The sequence below is a fragment of the Pseudomonas brassicacearum genome (assembly GCF_003732265.1).
In the GTDB taxonomy this organism is placed as follows: domain Bacteria; phylum Pseudomonadota; class Gammaproteobacteria; order Pseudomonadales; family Pseudomonadaceae; genus Aquipseudomonas; species Aquipseudomonas brassicacearum_D.
The window spans coordinates 12,052-30,073 of sequence record NZ_MOBK01000002.1 but is presented as its reverse complement, the minus strand read 5'-3'; the positions used below and the strand labels follow the sequence as shown (position 1 = coordinate 30,073).

General features: G+C 61.6%; 21 protein-coding genes. 9 read left to right on the top strand and 12 right to left on the bottom strand.

The annotated features are described in order from the left end of the window. The first annotated feature begins 62 nt into the window (after positions 1–62). The 5 genes from BK660_RS06235 to BK660_RS06215 all read left to right on the top strand — a co-directional run bounded on the left by BK660_RS06235 (position 63) and on the right by BK660_RS06215 (position 4,445). The gene (locus BK660_RS06235; RefSeq protein WP_123432586.1) at positions 63–746 is read left to right on the top strand and encodes a response regulator; all 684 of its coding nucleotides are present in this window, start codon (positions 63–65) and stop codon (positions 744–746) included. Next, the gene (locus tag BK660_RS06230; protein WP_123432585.1) at positions 743–2,068 is read left to right on the top strand and encodes an ATP-binding protein; all 1,326 of its coding nucleotides are present in this window, start codon (positions 743–745) and stop codon (positions 2,066–2,068) included. Before BK660_RS06235 ends, BK660_RS06230 begins: the two co-directional genes overlap by 4 nt. A gap of 115 nt (positions 2,069–2,183) precedes the next feature. Then, positions 2,184–2,666 carry a GNAT family N-acetyltransferase gene (locus tag BK660_RS06225; protein ID WP_123432584.1) on the top strand — a complete coding sequence of 161 codons (483 nt, stop codon included), beginning with the start codon at positions 2,184–2,186 and terminating at the stop codon, positions 2,664–2,666. 56 nt (positions 2,667–2,722) lie between these two features. After that, positions 2,723–4,135, top strand: coding sequence for an aspartate aminotransferase family protein (locus tag BK660_RS06220; protein WP_123432583.1), 1,413 nt, complete (start codon positions 2,723–2,725; stop codon positions 4,133–4,135). Between the two features lie 82 nt (positions 4,136–4,217). Beyond that, a complete protein-coding gene (locus tag BK660_RS06215) occupies positions 4,218–4,445 on the top strand; it encodes an MbtH family protein (RefSeq protein WP_027925781.1) in 228 nt (75 codons plus the stop codon). A 199-nt stretch (positions 4,446–4,644) separates the two neighbouring features. Here BK660_RS06215 and BK660_RS06210 read toward each other — a convergent pair whose 3' ends face one another. From BK660_RS06210 to BK660_RS06165, 9 genes are all read right to left on the bottom strand, one after another. Next, a complete protein-coding gene (locus tag BK660_RS06210; protein ID WP_123432582.1) occupies positions 4,645–5,547 on the bottom strand; it encodes a metal ABC transporter substrate-binding protein in 903 nt (300 codons plus the stop codon). Continuing rightward, complete coding sequence (locus BK660_RS06205; protein WP_027925783.1) at positions 5,548–6,447, bottom strand: metal ABC transporter permease; 900 nt, start codon at positions 6,445–6,447, stop codon at positions 5,548–5,550. Further along, positions 6,447–7,190: a metal ABC transporter ATP-binding protein gene (locus tag BK660_RS06200; RefSeq protein WP_123432581.1), complete on the bottom strand. Its 744-nt coding sequence runs from the start codon at positions 7,188–7,190 to the stop codon at positions 6,447–6,449. Before BK660_RS06200 ends, BK660_RS06205 begins: the two co-directional genes overlap by 1 nt. Then, positions 7,187–8,104: a metal ABC transporter substrate-binding protein gene (locus BK660_RS06195; RefSeq protein ID WP_123432580.1), complete on the bottom strand. Its 918-nt coding sequence runs from the start codon at positions 8,102–8,104 to the stop codon at positions 7,187–7,189. The genes BK660_RS06200 and BK660_RS06195 overlap by 4 nt, the downstream gene beginning before the upstream one ends. 35 nt (positions 8,105–8,139) lie before the next feature. After that, positions 8,140–8,712 (bottom strand): DUF6162 family protein, encoded by a 573-nt coding sequence (locus BK660_RS06190; protein ID WP_123432579.1) that lies wholly within the window; start codon positions 8,710–8,712, stop codon positions 8,140–8,142. Next, a complete protein-coding gene (locus BK660_RS06185; RefSeq protein ID WP_123432578.1) occupies positions 8,709–9,038 on the bottom strand; it encodes a hypothetical protein in 330 nt (109 codons plus the stop codon). The genes BK660_RS06190 and BK660_RS06185 overlap by 4 nt, the downstream gene beginning before the upstream one ends. Further along, entirely contained in the window at positions 9,035–9,577 is a 543-nt protein-coding gene (locus tag BK660_RS06180; RefSeq protein WP_123432577.1) for a thiamine pyrophosphate-binding protein, read from the bottom strand. Before BK660_RS06180 ends, BK660_RS06185 begins: the two co-directional genes overlap by 4 nt. After that, positions 9,574–10,752, bottom strand: coding sequence for a PepSY-associated TM helix domain-containing protein (locus BK660_RS06175; RefSeq protein ID WP_123432576.1), 1,179 nt, complete (start codon positions 10,750–10,752; stop codon positions 9,574–9,576). Before BK660_RS06175 ends, BK660_RS06180 begins: the two co-directional genes overlap by 4 nt. Before the next feature lie 316 nt (positions 10,753–11,068). Beyond that, the gene (locus BK660_RS06165) at positions 11,069–11,527 is read right to left on the bottom strand and encodes a VOC family protein (protein WP_123432574.1); all 459 of its coding nucleotides are present in this window, start codon (positions 11,525–11,527) and stop codon (positions 11,069–11,071) included. Positions 11,528–11,790: 263 nt separating this feature from the next. Here BK660_RS06165 and BK660_RS06160 point away from each other — a divergent pair, with 263 nt between their 5' ends. The 3 genes from BK660_RS06160 (at position 11,791) to BK660_RS06150 (ending at position 14,518) form a co-directional block, all read left to right on the top strand. Then, positions 11,791–13,005, top strand: a complete 1,215-nt coding sequence (locus BK660_RS06160) for an SfnB family sulfur acquisition oxidoreductase (protein ID WP_123432573.1) — start codon at positions 11,791–11,793, stop codon at positions 13,003–13,005. A gap of 3 nt (positions 13,006–13,008) precedes the next feature. Further along, a complete protein-coding gene (locus BK660_RS06155; protein WP_123432572.1) occupies positions 13,009–13,674 on the top strand; it encodes a methionine ABC transporter permease in 666 nt (221 codons plus the stop codon). Between the two features lie 73 nt (positions 13,675–13,747). Further along, positions 13,748–14,518, top strand: coding sequence for a MetQ/NlpA family ABC transporter substrate-binding protein (locus tag BK660_RS06150; protein WP_123432571.1), 771 nt, complete (start codon positions 13,748–13,750; stop codon positions 14,516–14,518). A gap of 115 nt (positions 14,519–14,633) precedes the next feature. On the opposite strand, the gene soxR is transcribed toward BK660_RS06150, so the two are convergent. Next, positions 14,634–15,101 carry a redox-sensitive transcriptional activator SoxR gene (soxR, locus tag BK660_RS06145; RefSeq protein ID WP_123432570.1) on the bottom strand — a complete coding sequence of 156 codons (468 nt, stop codon included), beginning with the start codon at positions 15,099–15,101 and terminating at the stop codon, positions 14,634–14,636. Positions 15,102–15,194: 93 nt separating this feature from the next. Here soxR and BK660_RS06140 point away from each other — a divergent pair, with 93 nt between their 5' ends. Continuing rightward, positions 15,195–15,560, top strand: coding sequence for an antibiotic biosynthesis monooxygenase (locus BK660_RS06140; RefSeq protein ID WP_123432569.1), 366 nt, complete (start codon positions 15,195–15,197; stop codon positions 15,558–15,560). Here BK660_RS06140 and BK660_RS06135 read toward each other — a convergent pair. Together BK660_RS06135 and BK660_RS06130 are read right to left on the bottom strand one after the other, a co-directional pair. Continuing rightward, a complete protein-coding gene (locus BK660_RS06135; RefSeq protein ID WP_123432568.1) occupies positions 15,557–16,660 on the bottom strand; it encodes a sigma-54 interaction domain-containing protein in 1,104 nt (367 codons plus the stop codon). The genes BK660_RS06140 and BK660_RS06135 overlap by 4 nt on opposite strands. Before the next feature lie 24 nt (positions 16,661–16,684). Next, positions 16,685–17,887: an acyl-CoA dehydrogenase family protein gene (locus tag BK660_RS06130; protein WP_185045011.1), complete on the bottom strand. Its 1,203-nt coding sequence runs from the start codon at positions 17,885–17,887 to the stop codon at positions 16,685–16,687. Positions 17,888–18,022: the final 135 nt, after the last annotated feature.

The window sequence follows — 18,022 nt, the reverse complement described above, 5'->3', positions numbered from 1 at the left end:
GTTGCCATAATTGCGCCTTAATCCTCAACTGCTTGAATCGCGTTTTTACTCATGGAGCGCCCATGCACGTACTGGTTTGTGAAGACGATGAGCTGATCGCCAGCGGCATTGTCGCCGGCCTCACCGCACAGGGCCTGACGGTCGAGCACGTCGCTACTGCTTCGTCTGCGCGCGCGATGCTCAAGGTCGCTGAATTCGATGTCATGGTGCTCGACCTCGGCCTTCCCGACGAAGACGGCCTGAAGCTGTTGCAGCAACTGCGCCACAACGGCCTGGAAATTCCGGTGTTGATTCTCACGGCGCGCGATTCTGTGACGGATCGGGTCGATGGCTTGCAAGCCGGCGCCGATGATTACCTGCTCAAACCATTCGATCTGCGTGAACTTGCCGCGCGGTTGCACACGTTACTGCGCCGGGTGGCGGGGCGCAGTGTCAACCTGATCGAGCATGGTGCGCTGACCTATGACCCTAGCAGCCGCGAAACCCTGCTTGGCGGTCAACCGGTGGACCTGTCGCGTCGCGAGCAGGCGTTGTTGCAGGCCTTGCTGCATAACCGCGGGCGCGTGCTCTCCACCGAGCAACTCAAGGACAGCGTCTACGGTTTCAACGACGAACTGGAAAGCAACGCCCTCAACGTCCACATCCATCACCTGCGGCGTAAACTCGGTAACGGCATCGTCGAAACCGTGCGCGGCCTGGGCTATCGCCTGGGACCGGCCGATGGTGGAGAGGAAATTAAAAAGTGATGAGCCTGCGTTTGCGCCTGAGCCTGACCCTCGGCGCCGCTTTTGCCTTGATCTGGGCGCTGGCGGCGGCCTGGATGCTCAGCGACCTGCGTAACCAAATGATGTTTTCCCTCGACCAGCGGCTGGTGGCTTCTGCGCGCATGGTCGCCGGCCTGATGGAACAGTTGCCCGCGTTGCCGACCAAGGGCGAGGGCACCCATTTCAGCGCTGAACAATTGAATATCCCCGGTGGAATGGCCTGTCAGGTCAGTTCATTGCGCGGCGAAATCCTCGCCCGCAGCCACACCGATCCGCAACAAACCCTGGAAGCCGAGAAAATGGGCTTTCACGACCAAATGATCGACGGCGCGCCGTGGCGCAGTTTCACCCTGGCGCGCGGCGATCTGCGCATCACCACCGCCGACCGGCAAATCGAGCGCGAGGCGCTGAACATGTCGATCCTGCTGGCCGCGTCGGTGCCGGTGGGTGTGGCGTTGCTCGGCTGTCTGTGCCTGCTGTGGCTGGGCATCGGCCAAGGGTTGGCACCACTCAACCGGATGCGCGACGCGCTGATGCGGCGCAGCGCCGATTCCCTCGAACCGTTGCAGATCCAGCCGCTGCCCAGCGAGCTGCAACCGCTGCTGGACACCCAGAACCAGCTGTTCCAGCGCATCGGCAAGACCATCGAGCGTGAACGACGTCTGACTGGCGATGCGGCACACGAACTGCGCAGCCCGTTGACCGCGATCAAGACCCACCTGCAAGTGGCGCGCATGACCGACGGCGCGGCGCGGGATCAATCCCTGGCCCGGGCCGAAGAGGGCGCCGACCGCATGCACCGGACCCTTGAACAACTGCTGTTGCTGGCGCGGGTCGAGGGCAGCCTGTCCTTCGACGACGGTGTGCAGTGCAGCGCTGAACAAGTGGCGAAACTGGCGATTCAGGACGCCGCCAGCGGGGATCGGCAACGCATCAAGCTGCAGATGCCGAACACGTTCTCCAGTGCGCCGGTGCAAATGCCCGCCGTGTTGTCGATTGCCGCATTGCGCAACCTGCTGGACAACGCCTTGCGCCATACCCCTGGCGATGGTGCCGTGGAATTGAGCCTGGAAACCACCGGCAATCGTGCGCGTTTTCTGGTTCGCGACCATGGGCCGGGGATTGCCGAAGACGATCTGCAGCACCTGACCCAACGCTTCTGGCGCAACGGCCAGAGCACCGGTTGCGGGTTGGGACTGGCGATCGTTCAGGCGATTGTCCAGCGTTGTGGCTGTACGTTGCGGTTTGACAGTCGACCGGATGGGTTGCGAGTGGAATTGACCATGCCCTTGCAAACTATCTAACCCACATGGGATTGGTGTTGCACACCAAATGTAACTTCTCTTCATTGGCCTTTTGACGGTCGCCAGCGCTATCGTCCCCGGCAGCTTTTTCTCAATGGATTGAGGTAACAGCGCCATGGAAGCATCGGTTCACATCTGCAAGGCAACCTCCGCCGACGCGGGCATTATCAGCCGTATCGTCGAGCGCTCCATTCGGGTGGGGTGTGCGCTGGATCACCGTAATGACCCGCGCACCGTCGCCACCTGGGTCCAGAACAAAACCATCGAACACGTCCAGCCCTGGCTGACTGACCAACGGCTGTACCTCAACATTGCCCTGTTGCACGACAAACCGGTCGGCGTCGCGATGGCCGCGATCAGCGGCAAGGTCGCGTTCTGCTACGTGCAGCCTGAGTGGTTCCGCCGCGGTGTCGGACAGGCGCTGGTGCGCGATCTTGAAGGCTGGTTGATCGATCACGGTGTGCACTTGGCGCGACTCAACAGCACCCGAACCGGCGAGGCCTTTTACCGGCATCTGGGTTACCAGGCCTGCGCTGAAACCTTCGCAGTGGCGGGGCTTCAGGCGGTTCCCATGCACAAAGCATTGTCGGCGGTCTAAATCCTCGAGCCCCTGATGCGTTTCCAGAACAGGAAACCTTATTGAGGGGTCGAGAAATGTCAGTCGCTACCAGCCTTATCGAAGATCAGCCGGCCCGGATTGTCCCGACGCCTGCCGAAATGCTGTACCAGTTCAATGAATCGCCGCTGCTGGCCCGTCAAAACCGGCAGGAATCCAATGCCCGCAGCTACCCACGGCGTATTCCCCTGGCGCTGAAACGCGCCAAGGGCATTTATGTCGAGGACGTCGAGGGCCGCCATTTCATCGACTGCCTGGCCGGTGCCGGGACGCTGGCGCTGGGGCACAACCATCCGGTGGTGATCGAAGCGATCCAGCAAGTGCTGAGCGATGAACTGCCGCTGCACACCCTCGACCTGACCACACCGGTCAAGGACCAGTTTGTCCAGGATCTGTTCGGCCTGTTGCCACCAGCATTGGCTGCCGAGGCCAAGATCCAGTTCTGCGGCCCGACCGGCACCGACGCGGTGGAAGCTGCGCTGAAACTGGTGCGCACCGCCACCGGACGCAGCACCGTGTTGTCGTTCCACGGCGGTTATCACGGCATGAGCCAGGGCGCTCTGAGCCTGATGGGCAGCCTGGGACCGAAAAAGCCATTGGGTGCTTTGCTCAGCAGTGGTGTGCAGTTCATGCCGTATCCCTACGATTACCGTTGCCCGTTCGGCCTCGGTGGGGCGCAGGGCGTGCAGGTCAATCTGAGCTACCTGGAAAACCTGCTGAATGATCCCGAGGCCGGAGTTCAGTTGCCGGCCGCGGTGATTGTGGAAGTGGTACAGGGCGAAGGCGGGGTGATCCCGGCGGATCTCGACTGGCTGCGCGGCGTGCGTCGCATCACCGAAAAGGCTGGCGTGGCGCTGATCGTCGATGAAATCCAGAGTGGTTTCGCTCGCACCGGCAAGATGTTTGCCTTTGAACACGCCGGGATCATTCCGGACGTGGTGGTGATGTCCAAAGCCATTGGCGGCAGCTTGCCGCTGGCGGTGGTGGTTTACCGCGACTGGCTCGACACCTGGCTGCCGGGCGCGCATGCCGGGACCTTTCGTGGCAATCAGATGGCCATGGCCGCCGGTTCTGCGGTGATGCGTTATCTGGTCGAACACAAGGTGTGCGAGCACGCGGCGGCTATGGGCGAGCGCTTGAGCGAACACCTGCGCATCCTGCAGCGTGGCTTCCCGCAGATGGGCGACATCCGCGGTCGCGGCTTGATGCTCGGCGTTGAATTGGTCGACCCGACCGGAGCGCCGGACGCTCAGGGCCATCCGCCGATATTTGCTGCGCTGGCGCCGCGGGTGCAGCGCGAATGCCTCAAGCGCGGGTTGATTCTCGAGCTGGGTGGCCGGCATGGCGGCGTGGTGCGTTTTCTGCCGCCGCTGGTGATCACGGCGGCTGAAATCGATCAGGTGGCCGGGATTTTCGGCCGGGCCATGGCCGCTGCCACCGCCAGTCTCTAAATTTTTTGCCCGCCGGAACGTTCTTTCTACATAACGGCTGCGCACGCCGCGCAGCCCACCCTACAGCGATGGAGAAACGCCCATGACATCAGTATTCGACCGCGAGGACATCCTCTTTCAGGTCGTGGTCAACCACGAAGAGCAATACTCGATCTGGCCTGACTACAAAGCCGTGCCAGAGGGCTGGCGCACCGTGGGCAAGAGCGGTTTGAAGAAGGAATGCCTGGCTTACATTGAAGAAACCTGGACGGACATGCGTCCGCTGAGTCTGCGTCGCAAGATGGAAGAGCAGGCGGCAGTGGCTCACTGATTGATCGCGCAAAGAAAAGCCCGCTGAACCGAGAAGGTCAGCGGGCTTTTTCTTGTCCGGAGTTTGTTGTGTTTCCAAGGCCGCCTTCGCGAGCAAGCCCGCTCCCACATTTGATCTGCGGCGGTACACAAATCAAATGTGGGAGCGGGCTTGCTCCGGGCGGCGTTCCGACGAAGAACGATACCGCGGTCCAACTGACTCAAGCGCCGTTCAACCCCTTGATCACCAAATCCACATTCCCTTCCAATTCGGCCACCGGATCCGCCGCATCCACGCTCAACACCACCAACCGGCTACCAGCCTCGGCAATCACCGCTTTCACCGCGTCCGAAGGCTGGCGATGATGCAACACCACCGCCACATCGTTCTCCTTCAACGTCGCGCCCAATTGCTTGAGCGCATCGGGTGTCCACTCGGCGTCCGGGCGCGCGTCGATCCCGATCAGCTCCAGATTGAGCCCGCCAATCAAATAGCCCAAGTGATCGCTGAGGCTCATCACACTGAGATTGTCAGCACCGGCCAGCCGCGCTTCGCTGTCAGCGCTGAACTTGAGCAAACGCTGTTTCAGCGCCGCCAGGTTAGCCTCGATGGCCGGCTTGGCTTCTGGTGCCAGACGCACCAGGTCGGCGGCCATCACGTCCGCCATCCGCCCCATGTTGTTGCTGGACAACCAAGGCTGGCTGTTCAAACCCTCGACCTTGTTATCCGGCTGCACGGCGATGCCGGGGAGGGCGCCGTCCACCGGGCGCGCCGCGTCGACTTCAACGATGCGAATGTTGCTGCGACGGGAGATCGGGTACAGCGGATCATCCGCCCACAGCGAACGCAGGCCGATCACCGCGTCGGCGTCGGTCGCCAGTTTGGCCAGCGCCGGGGCGCCACGGCCGGTGAAGTACGCGGTCTGACGGCTGCCGGGCAGGTTCGCCGGTGCGGCTCGTTCAAGGTTGATAGGGGTGCCCTTGAGCAGCACTTCGCCCAGGCCGTAAGTGATCGGCAAGGACGCCAGCACGTGCAGCGGTTTAGCGCTGTTCGCCGCAAACGAAGCGTTGGCCAGCCCGCAGAAGGCTAAGGCCAGGGTCAGTTGACGCAGAGAAAAAGACATTTATCCGAGATTCCCTTTCAGGCTGGGGACGACACCGCGCGCAATGGCGGACAGGGCGAAAGCGATACCGGCAACCAGAATGATCGCGGCACCGGACGGGATCGGCAGGTCGAACACAATCGGCGCAAGAATCCCGCACAGAGTGCTCACCGTGGCGATCAGCACCGAGCACCAGAAGAACCCCTTCAGCGATTGGCTGAGCAATCGCGCGGCGGCTGCCGGAATCACCAACAGCGCGCCGACCAGAATCGCGCCGATGACCTTCACTGCGGCCACGGTGATCAGCGTCACCAGAATCACAAACAGGTAATCCAGGGTTTTCACCGCCACCCCGCGTACTGCCGCCAATTGCGGGTTGAAACTGGCCAGCATGATGCGGTTGTACAGCGGCAAGGCCAGCGCCATGACCAGCGAACCGACGATGGCCAGCACCGCCAGGTCATTGCCGTTGACGGTCAACACCGAACCGAACAGCACGTTTTCCAGAATGTGCACGTTGATCTTGCCCGCCAGAATCAGCAGCAGGCTCGCGCCCAATGCCAGCGACACCGACAGGAACACGCCAATCAAAGTGTCCGGTGCCAGGCCGGTGCGGTTGCGCAGGTAATTGAGCAAAATGCCGAACAGCAGGCAGTAACCGAACAGGCTGCCGTAAGGCCCGGTGTAGGGTTCGCCGAGCAGGATGCCGATGGCCACGCCGGTCAGTGCCGCGTGGCCCACTGCTTCGGAGAAAAACGCGAAGCGCTTGACCACCACCAGCGTGCCCAAACCGCCCAGCACCGGGCCGATCAACAGGCCGGCGAGCAGCGCGTTGACCACAAAACCATAGGCCAGCGCCTCGGGCAGGTAACCCGAGGACGCCCAGCCCTGAACCATCAAGCGAAAGGCTTCGTAGCTCATCAAGCAACGCTCCGTGGGTGGGTGGAGAACAGGGTCAACAAGCGTTCCGGGGTCAGTGCCTGTTTTGGCGTCGCATCGAACAACACCCGGCGATTGAGCCCGGTAACGCGATCCGCCAGACGCCCGACGGCTTCCAGATCGTGCTCGATCCACAGCACGGTGATGCCGCTTTGGCGCCAGTCTCCGAGCAGCCGTTCGAACACCCGGATACCGGCTTCATCCAGCGCCGACATCGGTTCGTCGAGCACCAGCAGTTGCGGCGCCGGGATCAGCCCTTGCGCCAGCAACACCCGTTGACGCTCACCGCCCGACAGCGCCCCCATGCGTCGCGTGCGTTTGTCCTGCATGCCGACCCGTTCCAGCGCTTCGCCAATCGCGGCGGTGTAGTGTTTGCTCAACCCAAGGAACGCCGGCCGACGCTGACACATCGCGGCCATGAAATCGTCGACGGTCATGGGCAGGCCGCGATCAAACTCCAGCGCTTGCGGTACATAGCCGACGGTCCCGGGTGTGCCGGGCCATTGCAGGCTCAAGCGACCCTGATGCGGCATCTGCCCAAGCAGGGTCTTGATCAGCGAACTCTTGCCACCACCGTTGGGGCCGACCAGCGCATGCACGCTGCCGGGCGAGACCTGAAAGGTCACGTTGTCGAGGATCGTTGTGCGCCCGAGGGTCAGGCTGACATCGGCGAAATCCAGCGTCGGGCCGGAGCTTTGGACCGAGAGGTTTTCTTGAACAGTCATTGGCCCGACTCCTGTATCGCCCGGACCACGGTATTGAGGTTGCCGGTCATTTCCTTTTCGTATTTGTCAGCGGTGTATTCGCCATAGGAAATGTGCGACAGCGGGTACAGCTTCACCCCGGACTCACGCTGGATGGTGTCGACGTAGGTGGAGGGGAAATCCATCTCCGAGAAGATCACTTTCACGTCCAGTTCGCGCAGTTGGTCGATGGTTTTTTTCAACTGGCTCGGGCTCGGTTCGATGCCGTGGGCCGGTTCGACCACGGCGGTGACTTCGAGACCGAACTCGCGCAGCAGGTAATCGTAAGCCGCATGAACCGTGGCCACGCGCAGTTCGGCGTTGGGCGCCTGGGTCAGCTTCGCCAGGGCATCGGCGCGCATCTGCCGCAGGCGTTTGCCGTAGGCGCGGGCGTTTTGCGTGTAGGTCTTGGCGTTGGCCGGATCCAGCTTGCCCAGTTCCCGGGCGATGTTGTTGACCTGGGCAATCGAGGCGCTGATCGACAGGAACGTATGCGGGTTGACCACCTTGCCTGCGCCACGTGCGGCAACACCGGTGGCGGCCAGCAGCGGCACGTTTTCGTTGGCTTCGATCACCGGGATGTTCGGGGTTTCGCTGGCGGCAATCATGCGGTCGGCGAAGTCGTCATGACCGACGCCATTCAGCACGATCACGTCCAGCCCGCTGATGCGCTTGATGTCCTCGGCGCGAGGTTCATAGGCGTGCGGATTGAAACCGGCCGGAATCAGCGGCACCACTTCGGCCTTGTCGCCGACGACGTTGGCGACGTAGCTGTAATAAGGGTGCAGGGTGATGCCGATGCGCAGGCGTTTGGCGTCGTCGGCATGGGCCAGTGGAGTCAGCAGGCAGGCGAGCAAGCCGACCGATAGCAGGCGCAGGAAAGATGAAATAGGCATGGGAAAGCGGTCTTCTCTCGGGTGAAGGCGAGGGGTCAGTGCCGGTGCTGGCGGGTCACGCCGGCATCGAATTGCGCGACGATCAGTTGCCAGCCGGCGCTTTCGAGGGCGGCGTCCGTCAGATCGGTCGGGGCTTGGAGGTCGGCGGCGCGGTGGAGCCAGATGTCCGGTGCCTCGTTGCCAGCGGTCAGTCGCATCAAAAACGAACCGGCCACGGCGGGTGTCTGGCTCTGGCCGAAGTACGCCTTGGCGTCGAGCAATTGCCATTGATGGGCGCCACGGCTGACGGAGCTGGCGTCCTGGGCGAACGGTGCAAATCCTTCCTCGGCGAGGGCTTCAGGTGTCGGCAGGGTTTGCTGTTCCTGTTGCAGCAAGTGAATCTCATCCAGCGTCACCCGCAGGTCGGCGTAGATCCCTTGCTCGGACGCGCTCAAGTCGCGGCGGGCATCCAGTTGATGGCTGCCGACGCTGCTCACGGCCTGGGACTCGTGGCGCCAGGCAACCACCGAACCGGCCACCGCCAGAATCATCAGGCACAACAACAGCACATAAAGGGTTTCGTGGCCGGCACCGGCCGGGCGGACGACGTGTGTGGTGGGCGTGCTCATGGGGTTTCGATGTCCGCTTGGTCGATCTCGACGACGTGTCCGGGGCCGGCGTCGAACAGCACATAAAATTCCGCGCCGGGTTTCTTGAAGGTCAGCGTGGAATCGGCGCCGAGCTTGCCCGGCACCAGAATGGTTTCGTCGTAGCCGATCACGTCCAGCGTCACGCCCGGCGCGCCGCTGCCGTCGGAGAATCCGCCGGTGCATTTGATCTGTTCGGCGTCGACGGCTTTGCATTCGCACATCGGGTTGTGCGCCAGCGCGCTGGCACTGAAACCGGCGCAGAGCACCAGCAACACGGCGTGGAGTGGGCGAAAAATGCTGATCATGGTTTGCCTCCTTGTTGGTTCAGCCACGCGACGGTGGCCGGCGATGCCTGGCTCAGGGGCAGGGCGGCCTGGTGCATCGCGCCGTCCCAGCCTTCCATGGTGATCCACAGCTCGGCGTCAGCCTTGGTCTTTTCCGGGATCGGCACCATGGCGCCCATACGGTGCGGCGTGCCGAAGAAAATCACTCCGGCAGCCCGCAGGCTGCGCGGTTTGCCGATGCGCAGGTAAGTCGCCTTGACCTGATCGCGGCAGCTGTCGCAGAGCGCGGCGGTGAAGTTCTTCATGTGACCGGCCGGGCCATCGAGTGTGGGGGCCTCATTGCGCAGTTCGGCCAGACGCAGGCTCCACGGACCGACCTGGACTTCTCCGATCTCCCGCTCACCCAGCCCGGTATCACCGCGAAACAGCGCCGCGTCAGCGAAGTATTTGGGCATGAACCCCAGCGGCACCAACAACAGCAGGACGTTGATGTGGAAGCGCCATTTGAGCCAGAAGCGGCGCAGGGTCGAGTCCGGTGTTGGCTTGGCCTGCGCGTTCATTGGCTGACCTCCGTGGTGGTTTGCAGCCGAGCGTGCTTGTTGCTGCGCTTGAGGGCGTTGGCCGTAGCGAGGGCGGTGCGTTTGGTCCAGATCAGCAGGCCGCTGAGGACCATCATGCTCAGGATCAAACCGAAGAAGAACCAGATCAGCTTGATCCAGATCCCGCCGAAATCACCGGTGTGCAAGGGACGCATCGACTCGGTCACCAGCTCCAGGCCGGTGCGGTCCGACAGCAGGCGCGTGGCGGCGACGTCGCCGGTGTACGGGTTGATGTCGGCCGTCTGGTACATCAGCGGATACCAACTGCGCCCGCCCACCGAGAGGTAGCTGTAGGCATTGGCGGGCAGGCTGACGAAGCTGTCTTCCAGGCCGGGAATGCGTTCCTTGGCCTGGGCAATCGCGGTTTCGAGGCTGATGGTCGGTGCGGGCGAGCCATCTGGGGTCACCGGCACACTTTCACGCGGCACCACCAGGGCCACCGGCGCCGTGGAAATCGAGACCTGGTTATCGAACATAAATGCCTGAATCAGGAACCAGGTGCTGGTGACGGAAATCACCGCAATGAACCAGATCGACCAGATACCGCTGAGGCGATGAAAATCGCCCCAGAAAATCCGCGCACCATGTCGAATGCGCAGGGTCGGCCGGAAGAAGCCTTTCCAGAATTTTTTGTAGACCACCAGCCCGGTGACCAGGGACGCCAGCAACGGCAGGCTCAAGAAGGACACCAGGTACCAGCCCCAGCTGTAGCCATTGGTGAACGGCACCAGCCACCAGCCGTGCAGCGCGCGGGTAAACGCCTTGAAATCGAAAGCCGGGGCGGTGCCCTGAATGACGCCGCTGTATGGGTTTACGTACACGGTCACCGATCGGCCGTCGGGGTAGCTGACGCTGACGTCGAGGGCGAAGTGGGATTCATCGGGGCGGCTGATGGATTCAACCAGCGTGTCCGGTTCGGCCTGTTTGATTGCCGCGATGATCTGGTCATAGCTGAGCAACGGCGCATCGTCCGACGGCTGGCTGGCGCGCATTTGCGGGTTGGCCAGCCAGACGATTTCCTGGCTGATCACCGCCAATGTGCCGGTGACACAAACAATCAGTACAAAAAACCAGATCGGCAATGCCAGCCAGCTATGGACCAGAAACCAGAGTTTGGAACGGGATTTCTTCGACATGATTAAAGGTCTTGTATCGATGAGAGAACCTCTGCTGCGGGCTTCCCAGCGATGAGGTCCATGAAAGGCCGGCGGGCTTTTGCCTGAGCACGCCGACTGCATCTCTATAAGACGGATGAGGATCGGAAATCCCGAAGGGGGAGATGAAAGTAAATGTTTCTTATTGCCAGATAGCTGTTACTGGCAGTGGTTATTGTGGTGTTGAGAATGGCCTTTTCGCGAGCAAGCCCGCTCCCACATTTGATCTATGTCACGGCGAAGATCAAATGTGGGAGCGGGCTTGCTCGCGAAGGGGCCAGAAGCGGCGACAAAGCTCTCAACCCTGCTGAAACATCTCCTTCGCCCGCTGCTCAATCTGCGCTTGAGTCAGGTCTTCCTTGCGCGTGGCCAAAAACCACAGATGCCCATACGGATCCTTCAACGTCCCGGAGCGGTCGCCATAAAACTGATCCTTGACCTCGGACACCACCGTGCCGCCCGCATCAATCGCCTGTTTGTAGGACTTGTCCACATCCGTCACATACAGATGCAGGCCCACTGACGGCGACTTGTCCGGATTGCTCAACGGCCCCTGGTCGCACGGTGTGCCGAGCATGATCGGGCAGTCGCCGATCCTCAGTTCGGCGTGACCAATGCCGCCATCGGGCATGGTCAGGCGCATGACTTCGATGGCGCCAAAGGCCTTCTTGTAGAACTCGATCGCTTCGGCGGCTTTTTGAATGCCCAGATACGGGGTGATGCTGTGATAACCCTCTGGAATGGGTTTGACGCTCATGATGAATCTCCCTGTTTGTTGTTGTGGGTGGAAAATGTCCTGCGCCGATTTCCGGCCGAATAAATATAGGTCAGCGTCCGGCGGACAACCGAGTGCCCGACGAGCAGCCACACTGTTCAGCCATCAACAGCGCAGCAGCAGATTGCTCGGCTGCATCATCAAAAACGCTGAAAAACAGGCGTAAAACCCCCGAAATGATTGGCGATGGACCTCGGCACAGAAGCTGCAATGGCTCTGTTAAACACTGCTGCCCGGACCCTCACATGCCTGAATCTGCCGTTTATCCGATCAACCCGCCGGCCGCCCATCGGATCGCCGACGAAGCCGAAGCCCTGCGCGTCGCCGAGCGTGTCGCCGCGGTATTGCTGGAGCAGGACGCCGAACGCGACCGCACTCGCCAGGTCCCCGACGAGATCGTCGATCTGTATTCCAACAGTGGTTTGTGGGGCATCAGCGTGCCTCGCGAGTTTGGTGGCGCACAGGTGTCTTATGCGGTGCTGGCGCAAGTCATTGCGATCATCTCGGCCGCCGATCCGTCGCTGGGGCAGATCCCGCAAAACCACTATTGCCTGCTGGAAGACATCCGCCTGCAAGGCACGCCCGAACAACAGGCGCACTTCTTCGAACTGGCACTGCAAGGCCATCGCTTTGCCAATGCGTTGTCGGAAACCGGCGGCAAAAACGTCCAGGACATTCAGGCGACGATCCGTCGTTATGGTGACGGACATGTGATCAACGGGCGCAAGGGTTATTGCACCGGTTCGCTCTACGCCCACTGGCTGGCAGTGTTGGCGCTGGATGAAGAACAGAAGGGGCAACTGGCCTTCGTCGAGCGTGGCACCCAAGGGCTGGTGATCGTCGACGACTGGGACAGCATCGGCCAGCGCACCACGTCCAGCGGCACCGTGCTCGCCGAGGATTTACACGTCTGCGCATTCAATCTGTTCCCGACCTACCGTTCCTATGAAACACCGACACTGGCCGGCCCGTTTGCGCAATTGACTACCGCGGCCATCGACGCCGGCATCGCCCGTGCGGCACTGCGCGACACCATTGCCTTCGTCCAGCAGTTCGCTCGGCCGTGGATCGATGCCGGTGTGGAAAAGGCCAGTGAAGATCCGCTGACCATCATCCAGGTCGGTGGCCTGGAGATTCGTCTGGAAGCCGCCGAAGCCTTGCTGGAACGGGCAGGGCGAGCGCTGGATGCGGCGCGCCCGGCACCCGACGAAGACAACGTCGCCCAGGCGTCCCTCGCGGTGGCCAAGGCCAAGGTGCTGACCACCGAAATTGCCATCGAGGCCAGCAACAAACTCTTCGAACTCGGTGGCACCCGTTCGACCCTGAAGAAGCACAACTTCGACCGTCATTGGCGCAACGCCCGGGTTCATACCCTGCACGACCCGGTGCGCTGGAAGTACCACGTGGTCGGCAACTGGCTGCTCAACGGCGTGAAACCGCCGCGCCATGACTGGTCGTGATTTATGGCCGAGTTGCTGAAACATATCTATTGGGCGGACATCGCTCAGGCCTGCCTCGACACCCTGAGCATGCTCGGCGCCGCGCTGGGATTTACCGTGCTGCTGGGATTGCCATTGGGCGTGGTGCTGTTCCTCACCGGCAAGCGCCAGTTGCATGAGGCGGTCGGGGTTTACCGGGTGCTGTCGGTGATCGTCAACATGCTGCGGTCGTTGCCGTTCATCATTTTGCTGATCGTGCTGATTCCCCTGACCACGCTGCTGGTCGGCACTTCGCTCGGGGTGCCGGGGACCATTCCGCCGCTGGTGGTTGGTTGCACGCCGTTCTTTGCGCGGCTGGTGGAAACCGCATTGCGCGAAGTGGATCGCGGCGTCGTGGAAGCGACCCAGGCCATGGGCGCAAACACGTGGCAGATCATCCGTCACACCTTGTTGCCCGAGGCGCGGGGAGGGTTGTTGGCGGCGGTCACGGTGACTGCGATTGTGCTGGTCGACTACACGGCGATGGCCGGCGTGATCGGCGGCGGTGGGCTGGGTGACCTGGCGATCCGCTACGGCTATCAGCGTTTTCAGACCGACGTCATGGTGGTCACCGTGGTGCTGTTGCTGATCCTGGTCCAGGCCCTGCAAATGACCGGCGACCGCCTGGTCGCGCGCTACAGCCGACGATAAGTTTTATTCAAAAAAAGCAATCAGGCCCCACGTCCACCCCACGACGGCCACTCAATCTGCCTAGGAGCGCAACATGAAAAAGACCCTGGCCATTCTGGCTGCCTTAGTGTCGTTGAGCGTTCACGCCAACGAAAAACTCACCGTTGGCGCGACCCCGGTGCCGCACGCGGAAATCCTCGAATTCGTCAAACCGACCCTGGCCAAGGAAGGCGTGGACCTCGACATCAAGGTCTTCACCGACTTCATCCAGCCCAACCAGCAGTTGGCGTTGAAGAACCTCGACGCCAACTATTACCAGTACCGGCCGTTTCTCGATGACTACAACAAGACCCGCCACACCGATCTGGTGCCGGTGGTCGGCGTGCACATTGAACCGTTCGGTGCTTACTCGACCAAGATCAAAAACATCGCCGAGCTGAAGGACGGCGCCACCGTGTCGATCCCCAACGACCCGGTGAACACCGGCCGCGCGCTGGTGCTGTTGCACGAAGCCGGGCTGATCAAGCTCAAGGACCCGAGCAACACCCTGGCCACGCAACGGGACATTATCGACAACCCCAAACACCTGAAAATCCGTGAACTGGAAGGCGCGTTGCTGGCGCGTTCAGTGAGCCAGGTCGACCTGGCGTTTGTCTTTGCCAACTACGCGCTGGAAGCGGGGATCGACACCAACAGCGCGTTGATTGTCGAGAAGGGCAAGAGCCTGTACATCGAGTTTCTGGTGGCGCGGCCGGACAACATCAATGATCCGGGCTTGCAGAAACTGGCCAAGGCGTTGAATTCGGATGAGGTTCGGCAGTTCATCCTGACTCGCTATAAAGGGCAGATTGCGCCAGGGTTCTAGATCTCATTCATCCAGGATGCCGCCTTCGCGAGCAAGCCCGCTCCCACAGTTGACAGAGGTGCCCAGACGGATGCGGTCTAATGTGGGAGCGGGCTTGCTCGCGAAGGCCGCACCGCTATTTCGGATTTACATTCGATTCCAGCAGCTGCGCCCCCGGCCCCTGTTCCCCCAACACATCGCCAAAGTTACGCAACGGACACGCCTCCATCGACAAACACCCACACCCGATGCAGCCATTCAGCTTGTCGCGCAGCAACGTCAGCTGATTGATCCGCTCATCCAGATCCCGGCTCCATTGCGCCGACAACACCTTCCAGTCCGCCGCTGTCGGCGCACGGTTATCCGGCAGCGATTTCAATGCCTCACCAATTTCCGCCAACGGAATCCCCAGGCGCTGCGCAACTTTGATCAACGCCACCCGCCGCAACACTTCCCGTGGATAGCGCCGCTGGTTGCCCTGATTGCGTGTGCTCTTGATCAGCCCCTTCGATTCATAAAAGTGCAGCGCCGTGACCGCCACGCCGCTGCGGGCGGCCAATTGGCCGACGGTGAGTTCCTTGTGCAGAGTGTCCGGGGTGATCATTTAAAAATCCTGCTTGACCTCTAGTTAACTCGAGGTTTTACCCTGCAGGCCTTCGGATCGCAAGATCCGCCTGACACGTGAGGGGGACTTTTCATGCAATCGTCAGAGAACAATCGCAGTTTCACCCAACTGATCGAGTTCGAGATCGAGCCGCATCAGCAACCTGCGCTGGTGTCGGCGTTGTCCCGGCAGACCGAGCGTCTGGCCCGGGATTTCAGTGGTTTTCTGAGTGCGAGCATCCAGGCCAGCGACGACGGCCGGCGGGTGCTCAACTACCTGCAATGGCAAACCCGCGCGGCGGGAGAGGCGGCGTTTCGCAGTTTCGAAAGCGGCGAACAGGATTTCTGGCATCTGATCCGCGCCCATCAGGCGAAAACCGTGAAGTTCGGCTCCTTCCAGGTGCTGCACAGCCTGGCGCTCAGTCACGACGACGCGCTGCACTGCCGCCTGGTGGGTTAAATCGACAACTGCATCACCCGCTCGCCCTGGACATTCTCCATCACCCGGCGTTTGTTCACGGCCAGTTCGCCGATCTTGATCAGCCGCGTGCGCGTCACGTTTCGGCTCAGGCCCAGCAAAGCGGCGGTATGCACCTGGTTGTAATGGCAGAAGCGATAGGCCGCGCGCAACAAGGCGTCTTCGACTTTTTCATGCAGCGCGCCGGCCTGTTCTGCGAAGAGCTTTTGAAAGGCTCGATCCAGCAGGGCTTCCGGGGAATCGTCGACGCTGGTGTGGTAGTCGTCCTGGCGTTCGATGCGCATGTTGGACAGGCGCAAGTCATCGCGTTCGATCACGCCGTTACGGCAGATCAGCAGGGTGTGGTGAATGACGTTTTCCAGCTCGCGGATGTTGCCCGGCCAACTGTAGCTACGCAGTTTCAATTCGGCTTCTTTGCTGATGGTGATGCTGCCGTAGCCCAGGCGCCGGCTGTAGGCGTCGACGAAATGCCGGGTCAGCGGCAGGATGTCGCCGGGGCGCTCGCGCAAAGGGCTCAGCTCCAGGCTGACGACGTCGAGGCGGTAATACAGGTCTTCGCGAAAATGCCCGGCGTTGATGGCTTTTTCCAGTTGCACGTTGGTCGCGGCCAATACGCGTACGTCGATCGGAATACTTTTGCGCGAACCGAGCCGCACCACTTCGCGCTCCTGCAACACGCGCAGCAGCTTGACCTGAATCGCCATCGGCAAATCACCGATTTCATCGAGGAACAACGTGCCGCCATCGGCCTCCTCGAACCAGCCGGCCTTGGCGCTTAACGCGCCGGTGAACGCACCTTTTTCGTGGCCGAACAGTTCGGCCTCGACCAGCGATTCGGAAAAGGCGCCGCAGTTCACCGCCACGAAAGGCCGGTTGCGCCGGGCGCTGAGGTTGTGAATGTGGCGGGCGACCAGCTCTTTGCCGGTGCCGGTTTCGCCGATGATCAGCACGCTGGCTTCACTGGGCGCGACTTGTTGAAGATGGGCGAGCAAGGCCTGGGATTTCGGGTCTTCGAACACTTGCGCAGTGGCTCGGATCGAAGTCGCCAGCGCGGGCGAGGGCGGTAAGGTCAGCAGTTGCATGGGGTTCGCTCCATGAAGAGAAGGCTAGGAATAGAAAGTCGGAACGGGCAGGGCCTGGTTCAGTGCCCAGTCACCCAGCTCATGGAGTTTGTAATCCACCGGGTCGTGCAGGGTTTGCGTGCGCAGGTTGCGCCAGTGACGGTCGAGTCGCAGGGACGCGTGAGTCGAGCGCGCGCCGGTCACTTCGAACAAGCGGCTGCACAGCTCCAGGCCATTGCGGGTGGCGGCGACTTTCGCAGTGGCGATGGCGGTGGCCAGATGTCCACGTTCTTCGGCGCTGAGATTCGGGCCTTTGGCCCAGGCCTTGTCGAGCAGTTCGGCGGCACGTTCCACCAGCAATCGAACACCTTCGAGGGCGACCCAGAATTCGCCGTAATGGCCGAGGACATAAGGATCCTGACGCACATCCTGAACCGTGGATTTGTGCCACGGCCGGGTCTCGGTGAGCGTGTATTGCCGCGCTTCTTCGAAGGCGCCCTCGGCGATGCCGAGGAACATATGGGTGAACGTGAGTTGCGCAATCAAGGGTCGCAGGCAGGCGAACGGTGTGCTCAACGGGCCCGGATCGAGCAGCAATTCCGACTCTTCGACCCGCACCCGTTCGAACGTGGCGCTGCTGCTGTCGGTCTGGCGCTGGCCCATGTTGTTCCAGTCGTTGTGCAGGGTGATGCCGCTGCGACCGCTGGGAATCGCGGCGATCAACAGTTTGCCGCCAGCGCTTTCATCGACCGCCGAGGCGATCAGCATTTCCGAGTCGCTGGCACCGGAGCAGAAGCTTTTCTTGCCGGAAAACTCACGCCAGCCCCCCAGGTTTTTCACCACCGTACGGGTGTCCAGAGGGTTGAGGGCGTTGCCCCAGAACCAGTTCTTGCGCGCGGTCTGTTCGAACCAGGGCTGCCATTGTTCAGGCCTGGCGAACAGGCGCACGGTGGCGAGCATCAGGTGATGGAAGCCGAAGACGTGGGCGATGGAGCTGTCGACCTTGGCGAATTCACGGACGATGGCCAGGGTTTCGCTCCAGTTGGCGCCGAGGCCGCCGTACTGCACAGGGATGCTCAAGCCCAGCAGGCCGCTGTGGCGCAGGGCATCGCGTTCAACCTTGGGCGTGCCGCCACGCTCGTCGCGTTCGACGGCGGTCAGGGCAAACCCGGCGGCCAGTTGGCGGGCGGTCTGCAAGGGGGATAACAGGGTGCTGTGCGGCTTGGCGGTCACGCGTGAATTCCTCATAAACTCGACACAAATCCCCAGTGGGAACGAGCTTTTGTGGCGAGGGGGCTCGCCCCCGTTCGGCTGCGCAGCAGTCGTTAAACCGATTGACGCGGAGTATCAGAAAATATTCGGCATCCAGGTTTAAGGGCCGCT